29 protein-coding genes, 1 other RNA gene and 1 riboswitch are annotated in these 25,715 nt (G+C 35.9%); of the genes, 4 read left to right on the top strand and 26 right to left on the bottom strand.

Annotated elements, in window-relative coordinates:
* Positions 1-170: 170 nt before the first annotated feature.
* Positions 171-1,340 (top strand): lipid-A-disaccharide synthase, encoded by a 1,170-nt coding sequence (lpxB, locus tag A6B44_RS09335; protein ID WP_090920662.1) that lies wholly within the window; start codon positions 171-173, stop codon positions 1,338-1,340.
* 40 nt (positions 1,341-1,380) lie between these two features.
* On the opposite strand, the gene A6B44_RS09330 is transcribed toward lpxB, so the two are convergent.
* Both A6B44_RS09330 and uvrD read right to left on the bottom strand, forming a co-directional pair.
* The gene (locus A6B44_RS09330; RefSeq protein WP_090920659.1) at positions 1,381-1,788 is read right to left on the bottom strand and encodes a DUF2251 domain-containing protein; all 408 of its coding nucleotides are present in this window, start codon (positions 1,786-1,788) and stop codon (positions 1,381-1,383) included.
* 93 nt (positions 1,789-1,881) lie between these two features.
* Entirely contained in the window at positions 1,882-4,068 is a 2,187-nt protein-coding gene (uvrD, locus tag A6B44_RS09325; protein ID WP_090920656.1) for a DNA helicase II, read from the bottom strand.
* A 234-nt stretch (positions 4,069-4,302) separates the two neighbouring features.
* Here uvrD and A6B44_RS09320 point away from each other — a divergent pair, with 234 nt between their 5' ends.
* Complete coding sequence (locus A6B44_RS09320) at positions 4,303-5,616, top strand: SulP family inorganic anion transporter (RefSeq protein WP_090920653.1); 1,314 nt, start codon at positions 4,303-4,305, stop codon at positions 5,614-5,616.
* Between the two features lie 128 nt (positions 5,617-5,744).
* Here A6B44_RS09320 and A6B44_RS09315 read toward each other — a convergent pair whose 3' ends face one another.
* From A6B44_RS09315 to A6B44_RS09280, 8 genes are read right to left on the bottom strand one after another with little or no spacing between them, the layout of a single operon-like run.
* On the bottom strand, positions 5,745-7,127 hold the full coding sequence (locus A6B44_RS09315) for a glycoside hydrolase family 1 protein (protein ID WP_090920650.1): 1,383 nt from the start codon (positions 7,125-7,127) through the stop codon (positions 5,745-5,747).
* Positions 7,124-7,534 (bottom strand): DUF3284 domain-containing protein, encoded by a 411-nt coding sequence (locus tag A6B44_RS09310; RefSeq protein ID WP_090920647.1) that lies wholly within the window; start codon positions 7,532-7,534, stop codon positions 7,124-7,126. The genes A6B44_RS09315 and A6B44_RS09310 overlap by 4 nt, the downstream gene beginning before the upstream one ends.
* Positions 7,534-7,677, bottom strand: coding sequence for a hypothetical protein (locus A6B44_RS09305; protein WP_176673512.1), 144 nt, complete (start codon positions 7,675-7,677; stop codon positions 7,534-7,536). The genes A6B44_RS09310 and A6B44_RS09305 overlap by 1 nt, the downstream gene beginning before the upstream one ends.
* A gap of 45 nt (positions 7,678-7,722) precedes the next feature.
* On the bottom strand, positions 7,723-9,039 hold the full coding sequence (locus A6B44_RS09300) for a PTS sugar transporter subunit IIC (RefSeq protein WP_090920644.1): 1,317 nt from the start codon (positions 9,037-9,039) through the stop codon (positions 7,723-7,725).
* A 19-nt stretch (positions 9,040-9,058) separates the two neighbouring features.
* Positions 9,059-9,919 (bottom strand): DUF7916 family protein, encoded by an 861-nt coding sequence (locus tag A6B44_RS09295; RefSeq protein WP_090920641.1) that lies wholly within the window; start codon positions 9,917-9,919, stop codon positions 9,059-9,061.
* The gene (locus tag A6B44_RS09290; protein ID WP_090920638.1) at positions 9,916-10,221 is read right to left on the bottom strand and encodes a PTS sugar transporter subunit IIB; all 306 of its coding nucleotides are present in this window, start codon (positions 10,219-10,221) and stop codon (positions 9,916-9,918) included. The genes A6B44_RS09295 and A6B44_RS09290 overlap by 4 nt, the downstream gene beginning before the upstream one ends.
* Positions 10,214-10,552 (bottom strand): PTS lactose/cellobiose transporter subunit IIA, encoded by a 339-nt coding sequence (locus tag A6B44_RS09285; protein WP_090920635.1) that lies wholly within the window; start codon positions 10,550-10,552, stop codon positions 10,214-10,216. Before A6B44_RS09285 ends, A6B44_RS09290 begins: the two co-directional genes overlap by 8 nt.
* A gap of 8 nt (positions 10,553-10,560) precedes the next feature.
* Positions 10,561-12,387 carry a BglG family transcription antiterminator gene (locus tag A6B44_RS09280; RefSeq protein WP_176673511.1) on the bottom strand — a complete coding sequence of 609 codons (1,827 nt, stop codon included), beginning with the start codon at positions 12,385-12,387 and terminating at the stop codon, positions 10,561-10,563.
* Positions 12,388-12,835: 448 nt separating this feature from the next.
* A riboswitch (glycine riboswitch) is annotated at positions 12,836-12,952 on the top strand.
* Positions 12,953-13,073: 121 nt separating this feature from the next.
* On the opposite strand from A6B44_RS09280, the gene A6B44_RS09275 reads away from it, so the two are divergent.
* The gene (locus A6B44_RS09275; protein WP_090920628.1) at positions 13,074-14,435 is read left to right on the top strand and encodes an alanine/glycine:cation symporter family protein; all 1,362 of its coding nucleotides are present in this window, start codon (positions 13,074-13,076) and stop codon (positions 14,433-14,435) included.
* A 71-nt stretch (positions 14,436-14,506) separates the two neighbouring features.
* Here A6B44_RS09275 and rpoH read toward each other — a convergent pair whose 3' ends face one another.
* On the bottom strand, positions 14,507-15,415 hold the full coding sequence (rpoH, locus tag A6B44_RS09270; RefSeq protein WP_090920625.1) for an RNA polymerase sigma factor RpoH: 909 nt from the start codon (positions 15,413-15,415) through the stop codon (positions 14,507-14,509).
* Positions 15,416-15,532: 117 nt separating this feature from the next.
* Here rpoH and ssrA point away from each other — a divergent pair.
* Positions 15,533-15,899, top strand: a transfer-messenger RNA (tmRNA) gene (ssrA, locus tag A6B44_RS09265).
* Between the two features lie 116 nt (positions 15,900-16,015).
* Here the strand turns inward: ssrA and A6B44_RS09260 are convergent.
* The 15 genes from A6B44_RS09260 to A6B44_RS09185 form a co-directional block, all read right to left on the bottom strand.
* Positions 16,016-17,158: an Arm DNA-binding domain-containing protein gene (locus A6B44_RS09260; RefSeq protein ID WP_090920622.1), complete on the bottom strand. Its 1,143-nt coding sequence runs from the start codon at positions 17,156-17,158 to the stop codon at positions 16,016-16,018.
* Positions 17,125-17,340, bottom strand: a complete 216-nt coding sequence (locus tag A6B44_RS09255; RefSeq protein ID WP_090920619.1) for an excisionase — start codon at positions 17,338-17,340, stop codon at positions 17,125-17,127. Before A6B44_RS09255 ends, A6B44_RS09260 begins: the two co-directional genes overlap by 34 nt.
* Positions 17,312-17,617: a DUF6378 domain-containing protein gene (locus A6B44_RS09250; RefSeq protein ID WP_176673510.1), complete on the bottom strand. Its 306-nt coding sequence runs from the start codon at positions 17,615-17,617 to the stop codon at positions 17,312-17,314. The genes A6B44_RS09255 and A6B44_RS09250 overlap by 29 nt, the downstream gene beginning before the upstream one ends.
* 78 nt (positions 17,618-17,695) lie before the next feature.
* Entirely contained in the window at positions 17,696-18,064 is a 369-nt protein-coding gene (locus A6B44_RS09245; protein WP_090920615.1) for a YopX family protein, read from the bottom strand.
* 1 nt (position 18,065) lies between these two features.
* On the bottom strand, positions 18,066-18,650 hold the full coding sequence (locus A6B44_RS09240) for an HNH endonuclease signature motif containing protein (RefSeq protein ID WP_090920612.1): 585 nt from the start codon (positions 18,648-18,650) through the stop codon (positions 18,066-18,068).
* A gap of 6 nt (positions 18,651-18,656) precedes the next feature.
* Positions 18,657-18,893, bottom strand: coding sequence for a hypothetical protein (locus A6B44_RS09235; RefSeq protein ID WP_090920609.1), 237 nt, complete (start codon positions 18,891-18,893; stop codon positions 18,657-18,659).
* A gap of 15 nt (positions 18,894-18,908) precedes the next feature.
* The gene (locus A6B44_RS09230) at positions 18,909-19,217 is read right to left on the bottom strand and encodes a hypothetical protein (protein ID WP_090920605.1); all 309 of its coding nucleotides are present in this window, start codon (positions 19,215-19,217) and stop codon (positions 18,909-18,911) included.
* A 70-nt stretch (positions 19,218-19,287) separates the two neighbouring features.
* The gene (locus tag A6B44_RS09225; protein WP_176673509.1) at positions 19,288-20,034 is read right to left on the bottom strand and encodes a DNA cytosine methyltransferase; all 747 of its coding nucleotides are present in this window, start codon (positions 20,032-20,034) and stop codon (positions 19,288-19,290) included.
* 60 nt (positions 20,035-20,094) lie between these two features.
* Positions 20,095-20,214, bottom strand: coding sequence for a Com family DNA-binding transcriptional regulator (locus A6B44_RS10995; protein WP_090920601.1), 120 nt, complete (start codon positions 20,212-20,214; stop codon positions 20,095-20,097).
* 171 nt (positions 20,215-20,385) lie between these two features.
* A complete protein-coding gene (locus A6B44_RS09215; protein ID WP_090920598.1) occupies positions 20,386-21,768 on the bottom strand; it encodes a DEAD/DEAH box helicase in 1,383 nt (460 codons plus the stop codon).
* A gap of 260 nt (positions 21,769-22,028) precedes the next feature.
* Entirely contained in the window at positions 22,029-22,238 is a 210-nt protein-coding gene (locus A6B44_RS09205; RefSeq protein WP_090920592.1) for a hypothetical protein, read from the bottom strand.
* A 2-nt stretch (positions 22,239-22,240) separates the two neighbouring features.
* Entirely contained in the window at positions 22,241-24,298 is a 2,058-nt protein-coding gene (locus A6B44_RS09200) for a DNA polymerase (RefSeq protein ID WP_090920589.1), read from the bottom strand.
* Positions 24,299-24,376: 78 nt separating this feature from the next.
* Entirely contained in the window at positions 24,377-24,550 is a 174-nt protein-coding gene (locus A6B44_RS09195) for a hypothetical protein (RefSeq protein ID WP_176673508.1), read from the bottom strand.
* Between the two features lie 16 nt (positions 24,551-24,566).
* Positions 24,567-25,265 carry an antA/AntB antirepressor family protein gene (locus A6B44_RS09190; RefSeq protein WP_218061370.1) on the bottom strand — a complete coding sequence of 233 codons (699 nt, stop codon included), beginning with the start codon at positions 25,263-25,265 and terminating at the stop codon, positions 24,567-24,569.
* 94 nt (positions 25,266-25,359) lie between these two features.
* The gene (locus A6B44_RS09185) at positions 25,360-25,713 is read right to left on the bottom strand and encodes a DUF2513 domain-containing protein (protein WP_090920586.1); all 354 of its coding nucleotides are present in this window, start codon (positions 25,711-25,713) and stop codon (positions 25,360-25,362) included.
* Positions 25,714-25,715 lie beyond the last annotated feature (2 nt).

Below are 25,715 nucleotides of genomic sequence, written 5' to 3'. Positions count from 1 at the left end.
AAACGGACGTATCAAAGCGTCCGTTTCATTCCCGATCCCTGAGCTTGTCGAAGGGCGAGGGAGTGAATAAAATTAGTTTAGTGCAAATAATCCGTTACTTCGACAAGCTCAGTAACCTAAAAATCTTACCGCTTATTTTCTTTCTAATCCTTTAAAAAGGAATATATAAAATGAATACTCAAAATCCAACCATTGCCCTTGTTGCTGGCGAAATTTCTGGCGATATTTTAGGGGCGGGTTTAATTAATGCGTTATGTTTACACTATCCTGATGCTAAATTTATTGGGGTCGCTGGTGAAAAAATGCAGCAGGCAGGTTGTGAAACCTTGTTTGATATGCAGGAGCTTTCTGTGATGGGGCTTACTGAAGTGATTAAACATTTACCTCGTTTATTAAAACGTCGTAAGCAAGTGATTAATACAATGCTGGAACTTAAACCTGATATTTTTATCGGTATTGACGCCCCTGATTTTAATTTATATGTTGAAAATAAATTAAAACAAAAAGGCATTAAAACCGTGCATTATGTTAGTCCTTCGGTTTGGGCGTGGCGACAAGGTCGAGTGCATAAAATTGCCAAAGCGACAAATCTCGTTTTAGCTTTATTGCCTTTTGAAAAGGCTTTTTACGATCGCTTTAACGTGCCTTGTAAATTTATCGGACACACAATGGCAGATGCAATTCCATTAAAACCCAATCGCAGTGAAGCTTGTGAAAAACTAGGCATTGATGAAAAAGGGCGTTATATGGCGATTTTAGCAGGTAGCCGTTGCAGTGAAATTGAATTTTTAGCAGAGCCTTTTTTAAAAACTGCTCAAATACTTAAAGAAAAACACCCTGATTTACAGTTTTTAGTTCCTTTAGTGAACGAAAAAACGCAGCAGTTATTTGAGCAAATCAAAGCAAAAGTTGCGCCTGAATTAGATCTTATTCCTTTAAAAGGTAATGCTCGCCAAGCAATGATTTGTGCAGAGGCGACATTATTAGCCTCTGGAACAGCTGCTCTTGAAGCAATGCTATGTAAATCACCAATGGTTGTTGGGTATAAAATGAAATCTCTTACTCATATGATTGCCAAAAAACTAGTGAAAACAGAGTATTACTCTTTACCTAATTTACTCGCAAATGCACCATTAGTACCAGAGCTTATTCAAAGCGAATGCAATCCTGAAAATTTAGTATGGCACTTGAATAATTATTTACTTCAAGATCCAGAAAGCTTGAAAGAGAAAAATGAATTAAAACAAATGTTTACTAAAATTCACAAAGATATTCAATGTGACGCAGATATGCAGGCTGCTTTGGCAGTAGGTGAGTTATTAGAGAGAGAAGAGCATTAATGTTGAGAGACGTTGTCCATTCAACGTCTCAAATAGCGTACTAGTTTTTAAGCCACTCTTTAACTAATTCTTCTGTAATTTCTTTGTGTCGCCACATTGTTTCAGGGTGAGGCTCTGGGAATTTGTTGTGGTTATATCCAACTAAGCCACAAAAATCGAAGCAGGCATGAGGATAATCATTCACTAATAAATATGCTTCATAGCCAGTCTCATCCCAACAGATTTGTAATTTTCGAGGTTGTGCTCTTTCTTGTGTTGCATCGACATTGTAGATATGTAATGCATCGACAACAGGTTGTGTGACATTGTTTAAATTCAATGCATAAAAATAACCTGTTTCGCCATCATCTTCAAAAATAACGACTAAATTTTCGTGTTGCGTTGAATGCACACCTACTTGTTTGGTTTGACCAACCAATAATTCATCTTCAAGTGCTAAATGTAACATTATTCTTCCTTTATTTACTTTGCATTGGGCGAGATTTTATCATACCCAAAGATAAGCGGTAACATTTATTTAAAAATTTGCAAAAATCTAAAATTATATTCGTTCCAGTTTTGCTACTCTTGCAATTAACCACTTAATCCCATTTTGCACAAAGGCGATTTGTAAGCGTGTTTGTTCACCAGAACCTTCTACATTAATAATGGTTCCTTGTCCAAATTTACTATGTTGAACTTTTTGACCCATTTGCCAACCGGTATCTTGCGATATTGGAGAGGTGGAAGCGGTTCGATGTTGTGAACTTTTTACAAAATTAGCAGGGCGATTAATTGTTCCTCGTAAACGAACAACCTGAATATGTTGTTCTGGTAATTCAGAAATAAAACGTGATGGGATATGACGTTCTTCTTTACCGTATAAACGGCGATTTTCAGCATAGCTTAAAGTGAGTTTTTTCTTGGCTCGAGTAATGCCCACATAAGCCAAACGGCGTTCTTCTTGCAAGCGATCTTCTTCAAAACTTCGTCCACTTGGGAAAATACCTTCTTCTACTCCTACAATAAATACACGAGGAAACTCAAGCCCTTTGGCGGAGTGTAACGTCATTAACTCAACGTAATCTTGATGAGGTGAGGCTTGAGATTCACCTGCTTCTAAAGAAGCGTGAGTAAGGAATGCGGTTAAATCCGTCATATCTTCTGCTTCATCGGGCTTAGTAAACTGACGTGTTGCTGTCACTAATTCCCCTAAGTTTTCTATACGAACCTCACCCTTCTCACCTTTCTCTTTTTGATACATATCTAATAAACCTGAGCGGTTGATGACAAATTCGGTTTGTTCAAAAAGAGGCATTTCCGTAGTTTCATTGTCTAAAGCATTAATTAATTCTATAAAACGTAATAGAGCATTAGCGGCACGCCCTGAAAGTTGCTCTTCTTGAATGGCGACTTGTACTGCCTGCCACAGTGTAATTTGACGAGTACGAGTCAGTTGTCGCAAAATATCTAGGGTACGATCCCCAATCCCTCTTGTCGGTGTATTAACGACACGTTCAAAAGCCGCATCATCTTGTCGATTGGAGATTAAACGTAAATAGGCTAGTGCATCTTTAATTTCTTGGCGTTCAAAAAATCGCATTCCACCATAAATACGATAAGGAATATCCGCTTGAATTAAGGCTTCTTCCATCACACGAGATTGGCTATTACTGCGATAAAGGATGGCACATTCATTTAATTCACCGTCATTTTTACACCATTGTTTTATTTGTGAAGCAACATAACGGGCTTCATCTAACTCATTAAAGGCTTCATAAACTTCAACAGGATCACCATTACCACTATCCGTCCATAAATCTTTTCCTAGTCGGTTTTTATTATTGGAAATCAAGGCATTCGCACTATTCAAAATATGTCCTGTGGAACGGTAATTCTGCTCAAGACGAATAGTTTGTGCATTAGGATAATCCTCTAAAAAGCGTTGAATATTTTCAACTTCAGCACCACGCCAGCCATAGATGGATTGATCATCATCACCAACCACAATGACATTGCCAGATTGTCCTGCTAATAGACGAATCCAAAGGTATTGGATTTGGTTAGTATCTTGAAACTCATCAATTAAAATATGTGGAAAGCGTTCTTGATAACGTTTTAAAATCAGTGGCTTGTCCTTAAATAATTCATACGCTCGAATTAATAATTCAGCAAAATCTAATAAACCTGCACGGTTACAGGCATCTTGATAAATTTGATAAATTTCGACCAGTTTTTTTTCATTGCTATCATTTTGATGATCGATTTGATATGGACGTAATCCTTTATCTTTTTTGCCATTGATATACCACATCACTTGTTTTGGAGGAAAGTTTTTCTCATCAATATGATGTAATTTGAGTAAACGTTTAATTAAGCGATGTTGATCTTCTGAATCCATAATCTGAAAATCTTGCGGAAGATTGGCATCAAGATAATGAGAACGTAATAAACGGTTTGCAATACTGTGAAATGTACCGACCCACATTCCAAATAAACGATGATTAGAGGATGAAAGCGTATGCTCAATACGATGACGCATTTCTGTGGCCGCCTTATTGGTAAAGGTCACTGCAAGAATATTGGATTCTGGAATATTTTCAACACCAATCAGCCACGCAATACGATGGGTTAAAACACGGGTTTTACCACTGCCTGCACCAGCAAGTACTAAATAGTTACCTACAGGAGCGGCAACTGCTTCACGTTGCTTTTCATTCAGCCCGTCTAATAATAATGAAAAATCCATCCTTTACCTCAAATTTTTTATATTTGTTATTTGATATCTGTTTTTTTATACAGTAATTGTTTGGCATTATAGATCAAAGCGGTAAGATGTTGCAAAAAATTTGCAATTATTTTTTTACTGAATTTTCATTATTTCTACTTTTTTTCCCTTTTTTTAGGCGTATAATATCCGTTCATTTTGTGATTAAATTTGTATTTTTTCAACCCTTTATAATTACTTGATAACGTTACTATTATGACTTCTTCATCTAAAAGCAATTTTTCAATTTCTAATTTATATACCAATATAATGGCAGCATTAGTTGTGAGTTTTGTTGCCTTGAGTTTAGGCGCCTCTTTTGGTTTATTATCGGGACGTGGCGCATTATCAGGTATGATCGCCGCTGGCGTCATTGCATTTGTAACTTCGTTATTTGGCGGAACAAGAATTCAATGTTCAGGGCCTACAGCACCAATGTCAGCAGTGGCAATCGCCGTATTAGTTTCAGCACAACAGTTAAGTGCTGATAGTCTTGCTGGAATGACAGTTAATCAGTTATTTAATTTTACGGTTATTTTAAGCGGTTTGATTTTGGGCTTTGCAGCGTTATTTCGAGCGGGGAATTTAATTAAGTGGATTCCAAACAGTGTTATTTCAGGTTTTATGTCAGGGATTGCATTATTAATTTGGATTGGACAAATTGAGCAACTATTTTTAGTCGATAATCAGTGGGTTTTTAATAAAACTGCTTGGCTTAATACTTTTGTTGCTCTATTTACTTTGGCAATGATCCTATTATTACCTAAAATTAAAAATGCTTTTTTACGTCGTATTTTAAGCTTTTTCCCAGCCACTTTAGTTGCAATTGTTACTAGTACATTATTGGTTCATTTATTAAACATTCCAATTGCTACGATTAATATTGATAGTAGTGTGCTTTCTGTGTCTATTGGTGAATGGATACAGGCTCAAATTCCAACACATATGTCTTTTGAGTTGTTTATATTTGCTCTCCCTTGGGCTTTTCAGTTAGCATTATTATGTTATTTAGATACCTTAATGACTGCTTTAGTGATGGATAAAATTAGCGGTGAAGATACTAAACGTAATAGAGAATTAGTGGCTCAAGGTCTTGCTAATAGTTTTGCAGCTCTACTTGGTGGATTACCTGGGGCCCAAGCAACGATTCGTTCAGTATTGATTCTTAAAGAGGGAGCAACTTCAAGATTGGCAGGGGTTTTAGTTGGTGTTTTTGTGATTGTGGAAATTTTTGTTTTCCTTGATTGGATCAGCTTGATTCCAAAAGCAGTATTTATTGGTGTGCTATTTAAAGTTGGCTATGATGTGTTAGACAGAGTCGTGATCAGAGAAATGGCTAAATTATTTATAGGCAGAAGAGGTTTATTAAATAGAAGAGATGTCCCAATTATCTTATTAACGATCATTGTTACTCTGTTTGTAAATTTGAGTGTTGCAGCCATTGGAGCGACTATTTTATTCTACATTATTCAAAAATTAACAAACAATAGATTGCCTGACTTAAATAGATTGTTAGTAAAACACGATTAATTAATAAGGCTCTAGACTGTTATTGTAGATAACATTAAATATTTACAAATTTTTGATTTAATGTTACCGCTATATTTAGTGTCTACAATAATACTAGACGCGGACTAGAGCCTTAATAGTAATTCCTTTTAAAACCCATTATTTTTTGCAACTTCAGCAAACCATTGTCCTGATTTTTTAATGGTTCTTTTACCAGTAGTGTAATCAAGTGCAATCAAACCATAGCGGTTTTTGTAGGTATTTAACCAAGACCAGCAATCAATACTTGTCCAAACTAAATAGCCTTGACAATTGGCTCCTCGCTCAATCGCTTTATGCAACCATTGTAAATGTTCACTAAAAAATTCAATACGATAGTCATCACAAATTTGACCATTTGTATCACAAAACTGCATTTCATTTGCTACACCCATTCCATTTTCTGCCACAATCCATTCAATATTACCGTAGTTCTTGCGTAAATTTTCAGCAATATCAAATAAACCTTTAGGGTAAATCTCCCAGCCTCGATGTGGGTTCACTCTTCGTGCAGGCATTGCATAGTGATCATAATAATAAGATGGCATAAAAGGAGCATTTGGATTTGGCATTTTAGCAGGTGCAGACACTCGCAAGGGTTGATAGTAGTTAATACCTAAAAAATCGACAGTATTCTCTTTGATAATGATGAGATCATCATCTGTGTAATCAGGGAGTAAATCGTGTTTTTTGATTAATTCTACTAATTCTGCTGGATAGCACCCTTTTACCGCAGGATCTAAAAATGATTGTGTTGCAAAAAGTTCTGCAATACGAGCAGCCTCAAGATCAGCTGGGTGTTGAGATCTTGGATAAGCAGGTGTTAAATTTAAAATAATTCCTATTTTCCCTCCCTGTGCCAATTCGTGATAGACTTTAACCACTTTCGCACTTGCTAGAGCCATATTAAAAGCAACCTGTACTGCTTTTTTAGGATCAACCTCTAGTGGATAATGATATTGTAGTAAGTAACCACATTCTACAGAGACAATAGGTTCATTGAATGAAAACCAATATTTGACAATATCGCCAAAAAGTTCAAAACAGGTTTGAGCGTATCGTACAAAAGCATCAACGGTTTCACGTCCTGCAAAGCCATCATATTTTTCTTGGATAACCAAAGGAATATCAAAATGTGATAAATTAACCATTGGTTCAATATCCGCTTCTTTAAGGGCAGTAAAATAAGTGCTGTAGAATGTTACGGCTTGTTCATTTATCTTTCCTTCGCCATCAGGGAACAGCCTTGCCCACGAAATACTGGTACGAAAGGCGTTGTGTCCTGTTTGTTTTAAAAGCGTAATATCATCTTTAAAATAGCGTAACACTTGAGAGGTATGTTCTGTACCAATACCATCAAAAAATTTATAAGGTTCTGTTTGAAAAAAATAATCCCAAGTTGTTTTGCTTTTGCCATCATTGGGAAGTCGTCCTTCACTTTGTTCAGCAGAAGTTGATGATCCCCAAAAAAAATTGGGTGGAAAGTGTATCATTTTTGCTCCTGTAAAATATATTGTTCAATTTGTTTAAATAAGCGACGTTTCTTACGTAAGAAGAACCATTGCCATAGCGAGCCAACAAGCCAATAATTCGTTTTATAGAGAAATTTATCAGTGTGATATTCTTCACTATAATGTACATTTACGCCATTTTGCTGAGGGGTAATATGATAATCTACGATATTTATACCTAAATTCGTATGATATTCTAATGTAAAGCGGTCATATTGTTGGCAATTTTTCACAATGACTCGATAAGACTGTTGCTCTTTTTTACCTATTTTTTGTGTAAATTCTTGTCCTGAAGTCACCGCTTGCACACCCATTTCTTTACAAAAATTTTGAATTAAAAAATGATGTAATTGTTGAGGTGAAACGGATAAATAGTAATCTGCTTGCATTATTTTTTCCTTAAAAAGAAGGCTATTGTTCCAATTCCTATTAGCCCACCACCAAAATATAGATTTCCCATAGAATGGGTTGCTGGGTAGGCGATAATAAGAATTGTACCAAGTGTTACAATAAATAAACTCCAAGATTTCATTTTTTGTCCTAATGTTGAATAAAAGGGGCTTGCACCCCTTTTAAATTATTCACTCTTAATTTTGTTTGCAATTAATACAAATGGTGTCCAAATGATGAAGGCAACAAATACATTAAATAAGCTGACTAAAGCTGCTGCAAATGAGCCTCCAGTAGCAAAAAATGCAAAGATTCCCGGTGGTAATACCCAAGGCACTTGTACAAAAACAGGTGGAACAATACCCATTACTGTTGCTGTATAACCAATAATTGCAGCTGCCATTGGTGCTAGAATAAATGGGATCACATAGAGTGGATTTAATACAATCGGCATTCCAAAAATAATAGGTTCATTGATATTAAACACCCCCATCGGAATACCTAATTTTACAACTGTACGACTATCTTCACGTTTGGAGAAAAGTAAAATAGAGATAATTAAACCAATAGTAATACCACTTCCTCCCATTTGTAAATACGCATCAAATGAGCCTCGAGTCCATAAGTAAGGTAGTGTGTCTACTGTTCCTCCCAATGCCATATGCTCAACATTAGCAAGAAGAGCTGGTTGATAAATACCATCAAAAATTGGAGCAAGGACATTATGTCCGTGTAAACCAAAGAACCAAAATAGTTGTGTTAAAAACGCAAGTACTAATACAGAGAATAATCCTTGTGATAAACCAAGAAGTGGCATTGCAATATAGGTGTTGATCACATCGTGTAATGATTGACCTGTATATTGTGTTACTCCATATGACACAATAGCACTAGCGTAAATAGCAATCGTTCCCGGAATAATCGCAGAGAAGGCTTTACTCACTGAAGGAGGGACAGAGTCAGGTAATTTAATCGTAATATTACGTAACATCAATTTACTATAAATAATAGTAGAAAAGAAGCCAATAACCATTGCTGGGAAAATCCCTTTTGCTCCCAAGTAATTTACCGCTAAGTAACCCCATTCGGAGATATTGTGTGCTGTTCCATCAATAGTAGTCGTAAAATTGGCACTTTGTGGTAAAAACATAATAAAAGATGCAAAGGCAACTAATCCACCTGCAATGGCATTCGTTTTGTAACTATTGGCTAAATTATAGCCTAATGCGAATACAAATACTAAACTTAGAATTGCAATAGATCCAAACCAAACAATGCCGTTGATGTTAATAAGTGGTGTCATTGCATCAGCAAATTCAGGGTAACCATAATTACGAGGTAAGTCACGGAAAAATACATTTAAAAGTACTGCGATTGAACCTACCATCGTAATAGGTAAAATATCAATAAAGCTATCACGAATGACAACTAAATGGCGTTGAGTAGAAATTTTGATTGCAAAAGGAACAAAATAACGCTCCATAAAATTAATGAATTTATTCATTTGAAACTCCTTAATTACATTATCGGTTAATTGAAGTAGCCATCATTTTTAGACTATGACGATTACCTCGAATAGTATCAGATAGAACCTGAATATTTTCAGGTGGTGCAATTCCTCCTACACCTGCATCACCAATATGGTATAAATCAAAACCAGCACTTTTAGAAGCCAGTGCAATCTGAGCAATAGTCGCTTGGTTTGCTGTTTCTTGGCTTGTACCAATAGTTGCCATTGCCATTTTTCCTTTTTTATGAATAAGACTAACTGCTTCTCTTGCACACTCAGGCGTTGAGGCTGGTACAGTGTAAGGTGCAGGTAACATTACAACATCTGTTCCTGCATCAAGTAGTTGTTCAATTCCTGAAGTATCATACAGATCTTCTATTTCCCCAGCTCCGTGCATTTTGCCTGCAAAAACCAGTCCTTGAAAATGTTGTTTGGCTACTTTCACTGCCTGAATAATACCTTCAAGACTGACACCTGTAGCAGGGTTTCCTGTGATGGATACAAAATCAAAACCTAATTGTTGAGCCAGCATAAAATTTTGAGAACTCGCCATTCTTCCTGCTTCAACCAATTCTGATGGTTCTAAATTCACACCAAAAGGACGTGGACAAAGTTTTTTTAAATCCGAAATAGGTGATGAAGATAAGGGTAAATTTTTCACCTTAGGATTTGTGACATCAAGTAAATTAAGTAACATTAGATCTGCTGCAAAAGCACGTGCAATTTCAGCATTAGTACAATCAGGAATCAAAGCGTGAGTGGCTAACATTTCACTCACCACAATACGTCCTTCACTTAACTTTAAAGATGTAAAAAGATCCTCTGGTGATAAATATGCCATTTGTTGAGGATCAAGACTTAAAAAACGTTTCATTTTTCCTCCAGTAGTGCTAATGCACTATCTAATACTTTTTCACCATTCATCATTCCATAATCAACCATATTGATAGGTGAAACAGGGGTTGGGTTAAACATTTCAGTCATTTTGGGTACAAGATATTTAATTTGTGGACCCAGCAATACAACATCAGCTTTTCCTACAAAGTCTTCAGCGGTTGATTCAGCAATCGCCTGAATTTGGATATCTAAATTACGAACCGTTACAGCTTTTTTCATTTTTTCAACCAATGCTGAAGTAGACATCCCAGCGGTACAAATTAGTAAAATATTAGTCATTTTTTTCCTCCAGTTTGTGATATAAATCTATCAATTCACGTGCAAAATCTTGTGTCATTAATGCCATTGTTAAATGATCTTGAGCGTGAACCATCATTAAAGGTACAATTAATTGCTTATTTTTTTCAGCCTGTTGAGCTTCAAGACGAATCAGTGCAGTTTGTGCTTTATGTGCTTCACAATAAAATTGACTTGCTGATTTTAAATGCTCGTTAGCAGTAGTAAAATTTTCTTGTTTTGCTGCCTGAATGGCTTCCATTGCACTGGATTTTGCTGCACCTGCATTAACAATAATTTCCATTGCTAATTCTGATAATTCTTCATATTGCATTGTTACTCCTAAATATTTTCAAAAGTTTCTAATAAATGAATGACATCTTCATAGTTATGTGTGGAACAGATTGCATCAATCATTGCTCGATCGTTGGTCAATTCCCCAAAAATCTTAAAAATTGGTTCGTTACTATTTTCTTCATTGTTTAACAATAGGAAAAAAATAATGCGTACCGCATTGTCATTCCATACGACAGGCTCTTTTAGCTGAACTAATGCTAATAAATTAACACCAGATAGAGGTTTCATTAAATGAGGAATGGCAATATCAGGGCAGAGTTCAGTCATTCCTAACTGTTCTCGTTCTAAAAACTTCTCTTTGATATTTTGTGGTACACCACAGTATTGACTCATTACTTGGCTCACACTCTCTATAATTTGTTCTTTTTTAATGGGCTTATCAAATGAAAAAAAGAGTTGCGGAGGTAAAATTTCACGCCAATTTATATTGCCGTAAACCCAAGAACGAATTTTCTCAATTTCTTTATTATCTAAAAAATAATTAATTTTATGCACCTTTTTACTTAAAGGTTGCTCTATTTCTACCAAAGAAAATACAGTATCTATTTCCGTTAAATCTCTTGTCAAAAGTTCCGCTACAGAGCAATGCTCAATAATGGCATTATCAAAAATATTATTAAATTGATGAGCTAAAAACTTGGAGAGAGAGCGTCCAGCAGGGCAAGCAATCAGTAAGCGTTTTGTAGTGACTTCTTGATGTGCCATTGATAAAATTACCGCTAGATAACCAATCTCCTCTTCACTTAACTTTTTACCATAATGACGCTCAATAATATTTGCACCCAAACGAGCAGCACCAAATTCTAGAGGTCTTTTTTGCTTAATTTCACCCAAGAATGGGTTATCTAATGGTAAATCAAAGCGTAAACGAATAATTAGACTAGATAAATGAACATATAAATTTTGATAAAGTTTCTCTTTATTACTTAATTTCAAAGGATAAGCGGTTTGTAAATAGTGTAGAATTTCCTCAATAAGCCATTCTATTTGTGGATTCTTTTCTAAATGAGCAAAGGACATTTCTTCCAAACTTAAAAAGTTTAAGGTGATAAAATCTAAATCTGCATCACTTAAATAAGCAGGAAAAAACTTTTCACACATTTTGACCATCAGCGTACGTTTTTGAGTAAAGAATGCAGACTTTTCTACTTCTATGGAATCTAAAGTGAAACCCGCAACACTACGTTTTAGACAGACTAAGATACTGGTAATCAGTTTAGAAAAACACCAATCAGAAATTTTAATACCTTGCTCTCTCATAAATTGAAAAATAGGTACAAGATCTGATTCAGGAAATAAAAAATCATCAAAACGCCGTAGAGGTAAATCACGTACCACCAAATCAATCATTAAATTACGGCGATCAAATTCTTTTCCTTGAATTTGAATACCGTGATGTGGACGGCGAACAAGTTTAAGATGATGTTGGTTAATTTGTTGCTCAATACTAGGGAGATAGCGAGAAAGTGTTTTTTCACTGACAAAAATTTGAGTTGCAAAATCCTCTAGTTTATAAAACCCTTCTGCACTTAATAGTAGAGCCAATAATTTAGCACGGCGATTTTCATTGATATTGAGTGATGAATTTAGTGTAGAAAACAGTAGAGATGGTTTAACCAAGTTTCCGTTTAAGCAATATCCTTTACGTGGTTTTGCAATAATTTCTAATGGATAGTTTTCTAAAATAGAGGCGAGATCTGCCATTTTATTACGAACACTACGATCACAAATGCCCAATTGAACTCCAATTTCCTTCGCACTGTGGTAATTTTTATCACTTAATATTTGATAAATTTCTTGTAAATATGCCATCGTCCACCTCTTATTCATGCTTTTATTATTAACAATAAAATAATAATTTCCACCACCTTTTTTTCCGCATTATTGTGATAAAAAGATTCCCTCAAATATCTAAATTTGAAAGATGCTTTTGTGTCGGATGAAAAGTGAGCCAGTACTAAGTATTTTTTATTTTATATCAAATAATTACAGCTTTATCTAATAAAGCTCACATAAGTCAGTTTGATTGTTTGAAAAACAGACTGCTTTGATAAATAAAGTACCACTAAAAACTTGAAAAAAAATTTAGACTTGTTAGAATTTCGACGCTTTTTATTTTTAAGATAAAAAGATGTTCGGTTGAAGGTAGCTGGAGAATGGTGAGAACACCATACCGAAGAGGAAAAATCTTTCAGGTGCTGTGCAAATGTTTAATAATATAATTGAATAAAAATTAGACCGCATAGTGAGGACAGCTATTGGACGAACCCTTGGAGAGATCCAATCTGCTAAATGCAGAAAATGGACGCCGAAGGCGAAAATATGACATTAAAAAATGTTATGTGAAACGCTCAGGCAAAAGGACAGGGGAGAAAAGTAACTCTTTCTATAGAGTGGTTTGTGGTCTTTATGTATTTTTGCAAATTTTTATAAAGATCATACCGCTTGCATTTCTACTTTTCTTTCCTTGTAAACTATTTTTTTACGAGGAATTTTCAATGTTAGATACAATTTTAAAAGCGATTGATAGTTTTATTTGGGGGCCTCCCCTGCTTATTTTATTAGCAGGCGTTGGGATTTACTTTACGTTCAAATTACAACTTATTCAGATTTTCCGCTTGCCACGAGCATTAAAATATATTTTTAAACCTGAAAAAGGTGAAAATCAAAAAGGAGATATTTCTGCTTTTGCATCTTTAGCAACCGCTTTAGCCGCTACTATTGGAACAGGGAATATTGTGGGCGTAGCCACCGCTATTCAAGCAGGTGGTCCAGGTGCTTTATTTTGGATGTGGATCATTGCTATTTTTGGAATGGCGACCAAATATGCAGAAGGGTTACTTGCAATTAAATTTCGTGGACGAGATAAAGATGGCTTTATTTCTGGTGGTCCAATGTATTACATTGAAATGGGAATGGGGCAAAAGTGGAAATGGCTTGCAAAGTTATTTGCATTATTTGGTGTAATGGTAGCCTTTTTTGGAATAGGTACGTTCCCTCAAATTAACGGTATTACCCACGCATTGCACGATACATTTAGTGTTCCTATTTTTATAAGTGGAATTATCTTAACGGCTTGTGTGGCTGCCATTATTTTAGGGGGTGTAAAACGAATCTCTAAAATTGCGAGTATTGTAGTACCTTTTATGGCATTCGCTTATATTTTAGTATCTGTTGTGATCTTGGTACTAAATGCTGATAAATTACCTGAAACTATTGTATTTATAGTGAAAATGGCATTTAATCCTGAATCAGCAGTAAGTGGAGCTTTAGGTTTTACTGTTATGCAAGCCATTCAGTCTGGAGTGGCTCGTGGTATTTTCTCAAATGAATCTGGTTTAGGATCTGCTCCGATTGCGGCAGCGGCAGCTCAAACCAATGAACCTGTTCGTCAAGGTTTAATCTCAATGACAGGGACATTTTTAGACACTATTATTGTGTGTACAATGACTGGTTTAGTGATTGTATTAACAGGCACTTGGCAGGGTGATGTAGAAGGTGCTGCTTTAACTAATCTTGCATTTTCAACAGGTTTATCAAATTCATTTGGATCAATTGTAGTGACCGTTGGATTAGTTTTCTTTGCTTTCACCACTATTTTAGGGTGGTGCTATTATGGAGAGCGCTGTTTTGTATATCTAACAGGAGGGCGTACTAAAGGCATTAAGTTTTATCGAATTGTCTTTATTGTATTGATTGCTGTCGCACCAATGATTAAATTACAAACTATTTGGACGATTGCAGATATCGTAAATGGGCTAATGGCATTCCCTAATCTAATTGCACTAATTGCACTACGTCACATTATTATTGATGAAACTAAAGGTTATTTTGAGCGAATGAAGCAACAGAATGGATAACTAAGTTAATTAAGCGGTAAGATGTTGATAAAAATTTGCAAATTTTTGTTCTCATCATACCGCTATGAACATTAATCTAATGTAATAGCCTGTTTAATTTTTTTCAGTGCGGCGGCTTCTAATTGACGTACTCTTTCCGCAGAAATACTATATTTATTAGCTAAGTCTTGTAATGTGGCTTTATTATCATCTAACCAGCGAGTTTTAATGATTTCTTGGCTTCTTTCATCTAAAGTCGCTAACGCATAGGCAAGTTTTGCGGTTGCTTGTCCACTATATTGTTCATCTTCAATATCATCGGCAAAGTTAGATTCATCATCTTCTAAATACATTGAAGGAACATAAGCATCATCACTGTCTTCGTTAGTAGGTAAATCAAATCCAAGATCTTGTCCTGTCATTCTGGATTCCATCTCCTTGACATCAGAAGGTAAAACGCCTAATTCATTAGCAACGTGATTGACTTCTTCTTCATTAAACCACGCTAAACGATGTTTATTTTTGCGAAGATTAAAAAACAATTTACGTTGTGCTTTTGTAGTGGCTACTTTTACAATTCGCCAGTTTTTCAGCACATATTCGTGAATTTCAGCCTTAACCCAATGCACGGCAAAAGAAACAAGACGAACACCCACTTCAGGATTAAAACGCTTTACTGCTTTCATTAACCCAATATTGCCTTCCTGAATTAAATCGGCTAAGGGTAAGCCATATCCCATATAACCACGAGCAATATGTACCACAAAGCGTAGATGAGAAAGAATTAACTGTTTCGCCGCCTCAATATCTTCATCATAATATAAACGCTCTGCTAATTCCTTTTCCTCTTCTGCGGTTAAAACGGGATATTGATTAGCCATACGAATATAGCTATCTAAATCACCTTGAGGAATTAGCATATTAGTTGCAAAATCATCACGTTTTGCAGGTAAATGTTTTTCTTTTGCTTCAAGTAATTTAGTTTCTTGGGTATCACTCATTCTATTTCCTTAATTTGCAATTAGGTTGCTATAGTAACATAGAAAACAAAATTGCAAAAAAGTTTACAGATCTTACCTCTTCTGATAGAATCTTTCTTCTTAGATTTTTTTAAGAATGGGGCTGATTCAGGATTCGACGGGATTAGCGAAGCCCAAAGTGCATGTCGAGGTGCGGTAGGCCTCGTAAACAAACCGCAAAAAAATAGTCGCAAACGACGAAAACTACGCACTAGCAGCTTAATAACCTGCATAGAGCCTTCTCTCCCTAGCTTTAGCTTGTAAGACGGGGATCAAGAGGAGTCAAAACCAAACAAGATCGTGTGGAAGCCGCAACTTGAGGATCGAAGCATTAAATTAAACCAAGTTCGCTTACTTATCGCGTGTCTATCCGCAGTGAGTAAGTTAAATTAAAGATTAGACTAAACATGTAGTACTGACGGTAGAGAAATTTCGGACGGGGGTTCAACTCCCCCCAGCTCCACCAATTTTCATACAACAGCGATACAACTAAGCGTTGCAAATCAAGCATTTATTTAAAATCACTCAATTTTAATACAACACAGATACAACTTAAAATGATCCGTCGGTGATCCGTGAGGTTTAGTTTTTTAAAGCTTCGTATTCTTTGAGAAATGAGCCATACACTCGAAGCAACATCTCAGGACCTTTATGTCCCATTTGTTTTGATAACCAGAAAAGGTTTGCTCCTAAACTGATATGACGTGTCGCAAAAGTGTGACGGGTTTGATAGGGGTTTCTATATCGAACTTCTGATTTTTTAAGAGTTGGTACCCACGCTTTTTTGCGTATTGCATCTGCGTTTTGCCAACCTTTTTTAGTTTTTGGATCATTAAATACAAAATCACTATCTTTAGTAAAACTAAGTTGATCTTTAACTGCGGATATTGCTACATCATCTAATTCTACTATTCGATTTCCTGATTTTGTTTTTGTACCTTTTACAACGCCTTTCGTTACTTTTGCTGTTTGTACGTGAGCCGTTTTATCTTCAAAATCTATATCAATCCAACGCAAAGCACATAATTCAGAACTGCGTAATCCAGTCCTAAACGCAAATTGAAATAAATTACGCCACTGTTCGTATTTACAACTTTCAAGAATAGCATTTATTTCGGTCGGTGAAAAAGGATCGACAATATAATCTTTTTTATTACTGTCTGTTTCTGTTGATTTATATCGAGCAACAGTTACAAGCGACACTGGATTTATTGTTATAACGCCATCGGTTACTGCTTCATCCAGTGCAGACTTTAAAAAAGACAATCGATTACGTATTGTCTTTGTTTTTGTTTCTTGTTGCTTAATCCAATTTTTAATCATCGCAGGTGTAAGTTGAGATACGGCAACATTATGAAAATGTTTTAATTGCCCCTTGATTTTTAAGTACCCGTCGATTGTGGATGGCGATAATTTCCTAGATTTACAGGTTTCTAGGTATTCATCTAAGTAAACAATTACAGTTACTCCCTCTACCATCTTGCCAAAAAGTTTTAATTTTCTGGAATTTGGAAAGTAATCGGCGTAGTTAAATGTATTTCTTTCGATTTTATTTAAAATTTCGCCGACTAAACGACCTGCATACTTAATGTTAGATTGGTTGACTGGAATGTTTAAAGGTTCTCTACAACGAATACCTTTATATGAAAAGCTGATATTGATAGTTTCGGTGGTCTTATGTTTCCTTATCGTTACACCACTTGGCATTTGTTTTGTCTTGCCCATTTGTCCACCTCTTCCAAGTCTATAATCCGCTCTTTACAACCCTCAACTTTTAAAACGTGAATGTTCTCTTGCCAAATACCTCGTTCCAATCTCCGATTGATTTGTGGTAAAGTCAAACCGAAAGTTTCACAGTATTTTGAAATCGGCATTGTTTTAGCTGGAATAATTACTATTGTTTCCATTTTCTACTCCTTCTCCTGCGATAGAATCAACGACAAGCGTTGCGTATCCTGCGATATCTAGCCAATTATCTTCATAATTAGGGTTGCCTATTGCAATGCGTGCGAGTTTTACGCAAATCATCTCTAGAGCCTCACGTTGTACATCTGTAAGCTTACCTCGGTTCCCTGCGTGTATTACTACGCTTTTTAGATCTTGCGATGTTTGTGCAACATCTTCAAAATTGCCATAGGTTTCACCACGCTTTTCTAGGGTTTCTTGTACAGTGTTATTTTTCATTTTGTTTTCCTCTACTTTTCAGATATAAAAAAAACCGCTCGTATAAGCGATTGTTTTTTTTTGTTTCACGGATTTGAATTATCTAAATATTTCAGGGTTCTCGTTGATATTACCGATAATTTTTGATTCGTAAGCTACATCCTCATTTAAACTAACAGCGTTATTAGTATCATAACCTTTGCCCGTAGTTAGTCTAAATTCACAGTCAATAAACACAACGTAGTAAATTTTATCGCGATAACGAATAATATCCCCTTTATAAATTTCTTTGCCGTTGCAATCTTCTACCCCAGTTGAAAACTCTAATAAGACCTCATCACTAGTTCGCCAAATGCTCTCTTTGTTGATAATAAAGTCTACTTTTTGGGGCGAAAAATCTATACTAGATATTGGAATGTATTGTTTATCAACCTTTGACCAACACCTAGTTTTTGTTATGTCTAACATTTTATTTTCCTCTTTGACTTGATTTATATTTTAATTGAGCCATTAAATAAACAGTCTCTTTGAGTTTGTTTGGATACTTTGAAAAATATCGATTAGCGATACATAATGCCCCTCGATTAATCTTCATTAGATTTTCTATATCGCAGTTGCTTTTGTCACCGTCTTTAAAAACAATTACTTCATTGTTCGCTATTTCTCCATAATGATTAGTCCAAATTTCCCTGTGCATTAAAGCCCACTTATTCGGCTCTGAGATTTTAATTTCATAATAGCCTTGAACAGACAATCTTGTTGAACCTACAGGAAGTGTCTTAGGCGGGATTTCACCTTTTTTAAAAGAAGTTCTATTTGGACCCGTTAAACCTTTCTTTCCTTTATTCCAGGAAACAGCACCTTTAACAAATTGTCCAGACAATCCATTTTTCCAGTTTCTCCGCTTACAAAGAGCGGAAAGATGAGCAACAGATAGCTTCCGATTAAACTTGCTGTTAAATTCTAGAGTTAAGTCTTTACGACTTTTACCTTTTTGATTTAACTCAATCCAAATTAACTCAGCTTTTGAATAATGAATTTTTTTCCCTTTCATTTTTTTTTACTTACTTAACAATTTAGGTATTTTTGCATTTTCAGTAAGCTGTCCATACTCGAGAACAATCTGTGCGTGTTGCAAAGAAGTATTAGCACTTTCAATAAGCTTTCCTGCAACACCAGTAATTGCTTTCGTCCTCTCAATTTCTGTTTTTAATTGCTCATCAGTCAAATCTTCATCACCAAGTCTTTCTAGTTGTGCAAACAAGTGATTGTTTAAATCTTCAATGTTATTTTTCATTTTTGATTTCTCCAATTAAAATTTTAATAAATTAAATGTGGGTTTTTCGGTGGCTTTTAAAGTTCTAAAATCTTGCTTCTCTAAATAGCCGTTATTTTGTAAAAACCGTATGCCAACTCTAACCAGTGGATACGATATAAAAAGCCGTTCCATTATTTCTGAATAGCTTAACTTAACGGTAGAATGCTTGGCTTTTTCTTTTATGAAGAATAAAAGAAGGCGAGCCGCACTTTTATTCTGTAAAACAACTTTTTCTACCATTTCAAACTGTTCAATTGTTAATTGGATGTTGGTATCCTTTTCCATTTTTTTTAATTTACGCATAGATTACCTCATAAAGAAAAAGCCTTTTTTAATTAAAAAAGGCTTATGTGACTTAAAAATAGTGGTTTTGTTAATTGAAAACTCTTATTATTTCGCGATAAATATCTCGAATAAGAGCAAGGGGGATATTAGACCTTGCATTGTATGTTTTTAAAACATTGCTTAATTTTACCCCTGAATAATAGTTCTCATATTTAAGAGAAAGAGGAATATTACTTTTAAATTTTGTTGGTTTTTTAACTGGATAATTGTAATTTCCGTAGTATGTTGGGTTGTCATACTCTATATGAAATCCCAAAACTTTTTCAATATAGTCCCACATTCTACTAGCATAAGGATTTTCAATAATGTAAATTTTAGGTTGATAACGTTTAATAATTTCAATTGTATTGAAAATACATAATTCGCCGTTCACTCTGTTTAAAAATGATTTTTCGTAGCGAAAGTGTACTCGTGGAACCTGTGGTATTTCATAATCTCTTCTATTGCGAATCACAAAGCGAGACCCATTTTTATCTTCTTGTTTCCAACAAGCATTTCCTCCCCGCATAGCGCTTGCTACGCTAAAACTTTCGCACGGTGGGCTTGCGATAATAACATCAGGTTTTGGTAATCTATCCAGTTTTTTAAATAGCTTATTTACTCCAAATAATCTTGAGTAGTCAGCTAAATTCAGCTTGATAAAATGCTTATTTTTATTTTCAATATCAATACCAATTGGATATATTTTAATATTCGAAAACGTTTTAGCGGCTTGTGAGTAGCACCCGTTTCCGCTGTCAAACAATGCCCAAATTACTATTTTCTTTTTTGCCATAATTTTTCCTCAGGTAATTATGGCGCTCTGGTATTCTGGATACTCAGACACTCAATTCTGTTAATTAAAAGTATTAATTTTCTTGCAACGTACACATTTAATTTCTAAGTACTGTACTTTTTTATATTTCGCAAGAAGTTTTCTACACTTTTTACAACGGATCTCTTTAATTTTTTGCATATTTTTTCCATATTACCAAAATTTTCTGTTAAAATCCGCCTACCCGATCGGGGGGATGGCGTATGGCTATATGCAGAAAATCCCTGCATAGCTGGCACTAGTAGTGTGGGTGCATTACTAGTGTCGCTATCCTTTACGGCTTTCTCTCTTAATATGTCGCTTTTTTACCTCCTATTCAGGTTTCATTGATTCTAATAAAATTTCTTGTACAGTTTTTTTACTATCTCGCCTTTCTATAACTGCTTGGTCTAATGTTCCCTTAGCGACAATGTGATATATAAATACAGGACGATTATGTCCTGCTTGTGCTTGTCTTGTAGGACCTATACGTTCCAAGATTTGTTGGTACTGTTCCAAATCCCACCAGTGAGAAAAGAAAGCGAGAATATTCCCACCATCTTGTAGGTTTAATCCGTGTCCCGCACTCGCTGGATGCGCGAATAAGATTGGGATTTTTCCTTTGTTCCAATCTCTTATTGTTTTTGGGTTTGCGTCTAACTCTTTTCCCTGGGGAAAATGTTTTTTTAATCGAGCTAAATCACTTTTAAAGTGATATGCGACTAGAACTGGCGTACCCGCAGCTTCTTCTACAATACTTTCTAATGCTTGTAGTTTTGCTTTGTGTACTTCAATCCATTCTCCGCTTTCGGTATAGACAGCCCCACTTGCAAGTTGTAAACACTTTTGTGTTTTAGCCGCAGCACTCATCGCCTCTATTTCTTCATTCGCTATTTCGATAAACATTTCTCTTTCAAAATCTTTGTAGAGCTTCATTACTTTTGGCGGTAAATCTACGTCTATTCGTGTTTGTATAGGTTTCTTTATATCAAAATAGTCTTCTGCTTGAATTGATAAGCAACAATCTTGGAGTGCGTTTTGGATTTCATCTTGTGCAAAGGGGTATGGCTCGGTTTTAAAAAATCCAGTTGTACCAATGGGGATAGACCTGAACCAACGATCTTTAAATCCAGTAAAGGTTACGCCTAATCGTTTTCCTTTATCTGTGAACCATTGCTGACCCCATAGGTCAATTAAGCCGTTTGGTGATGGGGTGCCTGTTAAATTTACCCATCTTGTAACTTTGCTGTGTGCTACTCTTGCAAGATATTTAGCTCTCTTTCCGCCTTTTCTCGCTCTGTAGTTTTTTAGTTTAGTACTTTCATCTGCGATTACAGTAGAGAATTGCCAATCATCTCCTAAAGTTTCTACTAACCAGGGGATGTTTTCATAGTTAATGGTGTAAATATCTGCGTTAGTCTGCAGCTTTAATAAACGCTCTTGAGGTTTGCCAACAAGCGCAACAACTCTCATATCTGATAAGTGCTGCCATTTTTCTACTTCATCAACCCACGTTGAGCTTGCTACCCTGAGCGGAGCAATAACAAGTACTGGGGGAGTAATAATACCGCTTAAAAAAAGTAAATCTATCGCTGTTAATGTTGATGATGTTTTACCGGTTCCCATCCCTGCCCAGATACTGCAACGGGGGTTATTGATGATATAATCAATGATTAAATGTTGATATGGGCGAGGTTTAAACTCTAATCTTGCCATAAATGATCTACCTCATAACTATCTATGATTTCAACTCGGTGACCTAACGCTCGCAATCGTTCAATCTCTCTGATTTGCCCTGCACGTGGTTTTTGCTTCGGTGCTTTACATTCAACGAAAATCAAACGACTATTTGGAAGTACGACTATTCTATCCGGAACATTCGCTCGCCCAGGGCTAACGAACTTATACGCAATCCCACCGCGGTTTTTAACTTCATCCACGAGATTTTTTTCAATGTCTCTTTCTCGAAGCATAAATCACCCAAACATTGAAATTTGGGGAACTTCTGGAATATTTTTTCCAAAAGTATCATTGTGATAACGAATAAATTTATTTAATGCCGTAATAGCGAGCTCTTTTGCACAAAAATTCGAGGTTTTATATATCTCTCTATTCTTTTCATTTTTTATTCGCCCAACCCACCCGCGATTATCAGGTAGTTCTTCAATTTCTGTTGTATATGCCATTGTTAATCCTTTTTATATCGATATGCTTCAAACCCACCGGCATTAAGTGGCAAGTCTGTTGCCCATTTTGGTTGAGTTGAAAGCAATTCGCTTAAATGTTGATGTGAATATTCAGTAGTATCTGGAGCTTCAGTAATCACTTCATCGTGAACCGTTAAAATAATAGAGTAGCCGTATTGATCTATCAATTGCATATTGACAGCCATTACATCCCGAGCCGTTGCTTGTGTTATGTTTTCAACCAGTTTTCCAGAGTACGTTGTTAAACGCTTCCATTTACGCGTATAAGTATCTATCCCCATATAAGTAATGCGATTGAGTTCGTCAATTTTAATCCCGGGATAACATAAATATCTCCCGGAGGGTAACTCAATCCTTAGCCAAGCCCCCTGGCGGAGAACTCTTAAACGTCCAACTGTATATATAGAATGTGGCTTTTGTATCGCACTGCGAACCGCATTATCTACCCCTTTCCAAAGACTACATATATTTGGATGTGCCTCTCGCCACATTCGTTTTATTGAGTCACATACAATAAAAATTTCTTTTGTTAAATCGTATGTTCGTTTTTGTTTAACAGCCCAATCCCACGCTCGAGTAGAGGCTTCTCTGATGTGTGGCGGAATCTTTGCTGATTTAGCGAGGTCATTTAAGTCTAAGCGATATGCACTCGCGAACGTTAAGAACGCACCTACTCCACCCTCATAACCTAATCCCAGTTCTTGCACTTTTCCGATTTGTCTTTGGTCTTTAGTGACTTTTTCAGGCTTTATACCGAAAGATTTTGCATAAGCGAGATTATAAAGGTCGTGGCCTTGCCCCCTATCAAAATCTGCAAAGGCTTGGATTTTCCAATCTTCACCTGCTAACCAAGCAAGCACTCTTCCCTCGATATTGGATAAGTCCGAAACTACAAGTTTTTTGCCCTTTGGCGCAACAATACAGCCCCGAAGTGCGGCACTTGCTAACTCGGTAACACTGTCATATACCAACTCCGCAACATCACTTTTTAACGCCTCAATACCTAAGTCAATATCGTGTTGTTTAAGTGTAGGGCGAGGCAAGTTTTGAGGTTGGAATGTTCGCCCTGCCCATCGACCTGTGCGTGTCGCACCACAGAATTGCAAGGTGCCTCGTAACCGACTGTCAGAGCTTACCGCTCCTAATAATTTTTTATATTTACTTGAACTCGTTGCGTTGGCAATTAATCTCGTAGATAACAATTCTTTTACTGCTTCTGGCAACTCTGGGTCTGATAAACGCCTTTCAATTGTACTCGCCGTTAAATCAGGAAGTGTTACGCCATAAGTTGATAGAAGATGGGATAGTAACGCATCCCTTTGTGTTGTTGATGACACCTCACCATCTGTTAGTGCTAACGTTCGTTTTGCTAACCCCTTTTTCTGCTTATCTATTGCTTTAATAGCAGATTGGGTTAGTTCAATATCAACTTCAAACCCTCTATCATTAATTTTTTGGTCTAAATACCAAAGTTGCTTTTCTTCCTGCGTAGCATTCCACATCGGCATTTTTGAGTGAAGCACTCGCATTGCTTTAATATCTAGTGTCGCGTATTGTTTAAAGCGTTCCCATTCCGCAGGGTGTGTTTCTCTGGTTGCTCGTCTTAGCTTGCTATTTTTAGGTCTTGGTTTGCAAAAAAGTTGAATAAGCTGTTTACCTGCTTTATCTTTTGCATCCCCTATATCCAAATTAAAAATTTCACTTAATTCACCCAAGCTACCCGGTAAACTATGCCAGTATGCTTGAACCATAGTATCAAACCATCTTTCTATGCCACCCGCTATAGCATTTGGCATAGTATGACTCAAAATAGTGCGGTCAAAGTGCGAGTTATGAAAGCATAAAGTAATAGTTGGGTCGGCTAAATACTCTTTTAAATCTTCTGGCATATCTTCCGCTGTACAATCCCATACTTGTACATCTTCACTTTCTAACGCATAAGCAAAAAGTAAGATTTCTGCTTGCTCTGCGTAAGCGTGAACACCATTTTTTATGGGTGTTGAGGAGTAAGTTTCTAAATCTGCATAAAGAGTTGTCATAGTTAAAGTGCCTCTGCTAAATTTTGAATAAGGGTGATGAATAATAAAAATAGCGTTGTGTAAAGGATATCTCTCGGGTCAATCACAATAGCCCCCTTTTCCTGTTTCGTGCCAAGTGCCTTGTTGCAGTTGGCAAGTATTTATGGCATTCGCCGTTTCATCATCTATATTCGTCGTGATACTTAATAAAAAGAAAGCAGATAAGATAATGCCAAAAAGGATTTGGTTAGTTCTGTCTAATAAGATGTCCATTTTTTCCACCTTTTTATTAAAAACCTAATGCGTAAGTTTCTTGCCATACATCACGGTGATAACTTTTAACCGTGCCATAATTGGCATCAAAAACATCTATAGGCGGTAAATTCATTTCGTTTGAGGTAGATTTTAATTCTCGCCAATTAAATTTTTGTCCGTGATAAAGCATTTCCATACGTTTTACTGTGGCGTATTCTTTTGATTTATCTAATTCAACTTGTAGCTTTTCAGCACGGCGTTTCTCTGTACTTGCCGTTGCCATTGCTGTCGCCTCTCTTCTTGAACCTATTTCAGCTTTGGTATGTTTAAGTTCTTCTACTTTTTCTACTTGGTCAGCGTAAGCCCGTAATGCTTGAGCATAATTTTTTGGAAGTATTACATTTTGTTTTGCCTGTTTTTCGCACTCAATAAAATACTGTCTAGCTTGTTTGCCTTTTTTACTGCGTTCAACCATTGAAAGCTCTTTTGCCATATCTAGACTGATATTGTATTCCATTAGGTATTTACTCCCTGAAACCTGCTCCATTTTTTTGTGGAGCAGGATATAATCTACATTTTCAGAAAAGTCATATTGTTTAATACGGTTTTTAATCCACGTTGAGAAATCTTGTTTACTTTCCAAAAACTGGTGTAATTCTCTGGCATTTATTGTTTGTACAATTTCATTATTTAAAATTTGATGTTCAATTGAGATAAGTGTTGTCATTGTCATTTTTTTCCACCTTTTCCTGAAATTTGGGTGCAACAATCCGCCGCTTATATTTCTACAAGCGGTCAGATTGTGTTAAGTTTTTGCAAATTTTGGGTTAAGAAAGCAAGCTAGTAATAAAGGTTTTACTTACTACCTTTATCGCTTCAAAAGAAATATCTATTCCTTTATTTTTTAATGTTGCTTTAATCTTATTCCACGCAGTATCGTGCCGAATTTGATTTAAAAACTCGTGTCCCTGCCACGTTAATTGTTTGGCGGAGAAATCTTCTTCAGATACCGTTGAGTTATCTATAATTTCAATTAGCCCTGCTTGGGATAAAAGTTTATAGTGATACGCTACAACGTCTGATGGATACTTTTTAAAGCAATCAGAATCCAAGTCTGAATCATCAACTTTCTCCTCGAGTTTTATCAGAATTTTACGAACTAATTCCCAGTCCCTTTTCATAA

The organism is Pasteurella skyensis, from assembly GCF_013377295.1.
GTDB lineage: Bacteria > Pseudomonadota > Gammaproteobacteria > Enterobacterales > Pasteurellaceae > Phocoenobacter > Phocoenobacter skyensis.
The sequence above is the reverse complement of the archived record's forward strand: the minus strand, read 5'-3'. Positions and strand labels throughout refer to the sequence as shown.

What these genes read in the sequence shown, in the direction of transcription:
- lpxB (WP_090920662.1), top strand. Translation starts at nt 171, where the DNA reads ATGAATACTCAAAATCCAACCATTGCCCTTGTTGCTGGCGAAATTTCT.
- A6B44_RS09330 (WP_090920659.1), bottom strand. Translation starts at nt 1,788, where the DNA reads ATGTTACATTTAGCACTTGAAGATGAATTATTGGTTGGTCAAACCAAA.
- uvrD (WP_090920656.1), bottom strand. Translation starts at nt 4,068, where the DNA reads ATGGATTTTTCATTATTATTAGACGGGCTGAATGAAAAGCAACGTGAA.
- A6B44_RS09320 (WP_090920653.1), top strand. Translation starts at nt 4,303, where the DNA reads ATGACTTCTTCATCTAAAAGCAATTTTTCAATTTCTAATTTATATACC.
- A6B44_RS09315 (WP_090920650.1), bottom strand. Translation starts at nt 7,127, where the DNA reads ATGATACACTTTCCACCCAATTTTTTTTGGGGATCATCAACTTCTGCT.
- A6B44_RS09310 (WP_090920647.1), bottom strand. Translation starts at nt 7,534, where the DNA reads ATGCAAGCAGATTACTATTTATCCGTTTCACCTCAACAATTACATCAT.
- A6B44_RS09305 (WP_176673512.1), bottom strand. Translation starts at nt 7,677, where the DNA reads ATGAAATCTTGGAGTTTATTTATTGTAACACTTGGTACAATTCTTATT.
- A6B44_RS09300 (WP_090920644.1), bottom strand. Translation starts at nt 9,039, where the DNA reads ATGAATAAATTCATTAATTTTATGGAGCGTTATTTTGTTCCTTTTGCA.
- A6B44_RS09295 (WP_090920641.1), bottom strand. Translation starts at nt 9,919, where the DNA reads ATGAAACGTTTTTTAAGTCTTGATCCTCAACAAATGGCATATTTATCA.
- A6B44_RS09290 (WP_090920638.1), bottom strand. Translation starts at nt 10,221, where the DNA reads ATGACTAATATTTTACTAATTTGTACCGCTGGGATGTCTACTTCAGCA.
- A6B44_RS09285 (WP_090920635.1), bottom strand. Translation starts at nt 10,552, where the DNA reads ATGCAATATGAAGAATTATCAGAATTAGCAATGGAAATTATTGTTAAT.
- A6B44_RS09280 (WP_176673511.1), bottom strand. Translation starts at nt 12,387, where the DNA reads ATGGCATATTTACAAGAAATTTATCAAATATTAAGTGATAAAAATTAC.
- A6B44_RS09275 (WP_090920628.1), top strand. Translation starts at nt 13,074, where the DNA reads ATGTTAGATACAATTTTAAAAGCGATTGATAGTTTTATTTGGGGGCCT.
- rpoH (WP_090920625.1), bottom strand. Translation starts at nt 15,415, where the DNA reads ATGAGTGATACCCAAGAAACTAAATTACTTGAAGCAAAAGAAAAACAT.
- A6B44_RS09260 (WP_090920622.1), bottom strand. Translation starts at nt 17,158, where the DNA reads ATGGGCAAGACAAAACAAATGCCAAGTGGTGTAACGATAAGGAAACAT.
- A6B44_RS09255 (WP_090920619.1), bottom strand. Translation starts at nt 17,340, where the DNA reads ATGGAAACAATAGTAATTATTCCAGCTAAAACAATGCCGATTTCAAAA.
- A6B44_RS09250 (WP_176673510.1), bottom strand. Translation starts at nt 17,617, where the DNA reads ATGAAAAATAACACTGTACAAGAAACCCTAGAAAAGCGTGGTGAAACC.
- A6B44_RS09245 (WP_090920615.1), bottom strand. Translation starts at nt 18,064, where the DNA reads ATGTTAGACATAACAAAAACTAGGTGTTGGTCAAAGGTTGATAAACAA.
- A6B44_RS09240 (WP_090920612.1), bottom strand. Translation starts at nt 18,650, where the DNA reads ATGAAAGGGAAAAAAATTCATTATTCAAAAGCTGAGTTAATTTGGATT.
- A6B44_RS09235 (WP_090920609.1), bottom strand. Translation starts at nt 18,893, where the DNA reads ATGAAAAATAACATTGAAGATTTAAACAATCACTTGTTTGCACAACTA.
- A6B44_RS09230 (WP_090920605.1), bottom strand. Translation starts at nt 19,217, where the DNA reads ATGCGTAAATTAAAAAAAATGGAAAAGGATACCAACATCCAATTAACA.
- A6B44_RS09225 (WP_176673509.1), bottom strand. Translation starts at nt 20,034, where the DNA reads ATGGCAAAAAAGAAAATAGTAATTTGGGCATTGTTTGACAGCGGAAAC.
- A6B44_RS10995 (WP_090920601.1), bottom strand. Translation starts at nt 20,214, where the DNA reads ATGCAAAAAATTAAAGAGATCCGTTGTAAAAAGTGTAGAAAACTTCTT.
- A6B44_RS09215 (WP_090920598.1), bottom strand. Translation starts at nt 21,768, where the DNA reads ATGGCAAGATTAGAGTTTAAACCTCGCCCATATCAACATTTAATCATT.
- A6B44_RS09205 (WP_090920592.1), bottom strand. Translation starts at nt 22,238, where the DNA reads ATGGCATATACAACAGAAATTGAAGAACTACCTGATAATCGCGGGTGG.
- A6B44_RS09200 (WP_090920589.1), bottom strand. Translation starts at nt 24,298, where the DNA reads ATGACAACTCTTTATGCAGATTTAGAAACTTACTCCTCAACACCCATA.
- A6B44_RS09195 (WP_176673508.1), bottom strand. Translation starts at nt 24,550, where the DNA reads ATGGACATCTTATTAGACAGAACTAACCAAATCCTTTTTGGCATTATC.
- A6B44_RS09190 (WP_218061370.1), bottom strand. Translation starts at nt 25,265, where the DNA reads ATGACAATGACAACACTTATCTCAATTGAACATCAAATTTTAAATAAT.
- A6B44_RS09185 (WP_090920586.1), bottom strand. Translation starts at nt 25,713, where the DNA reads ATGAAAAGGGACTGGGAATTAGTTCGTAAAATTCTGATAAAACTCGAG.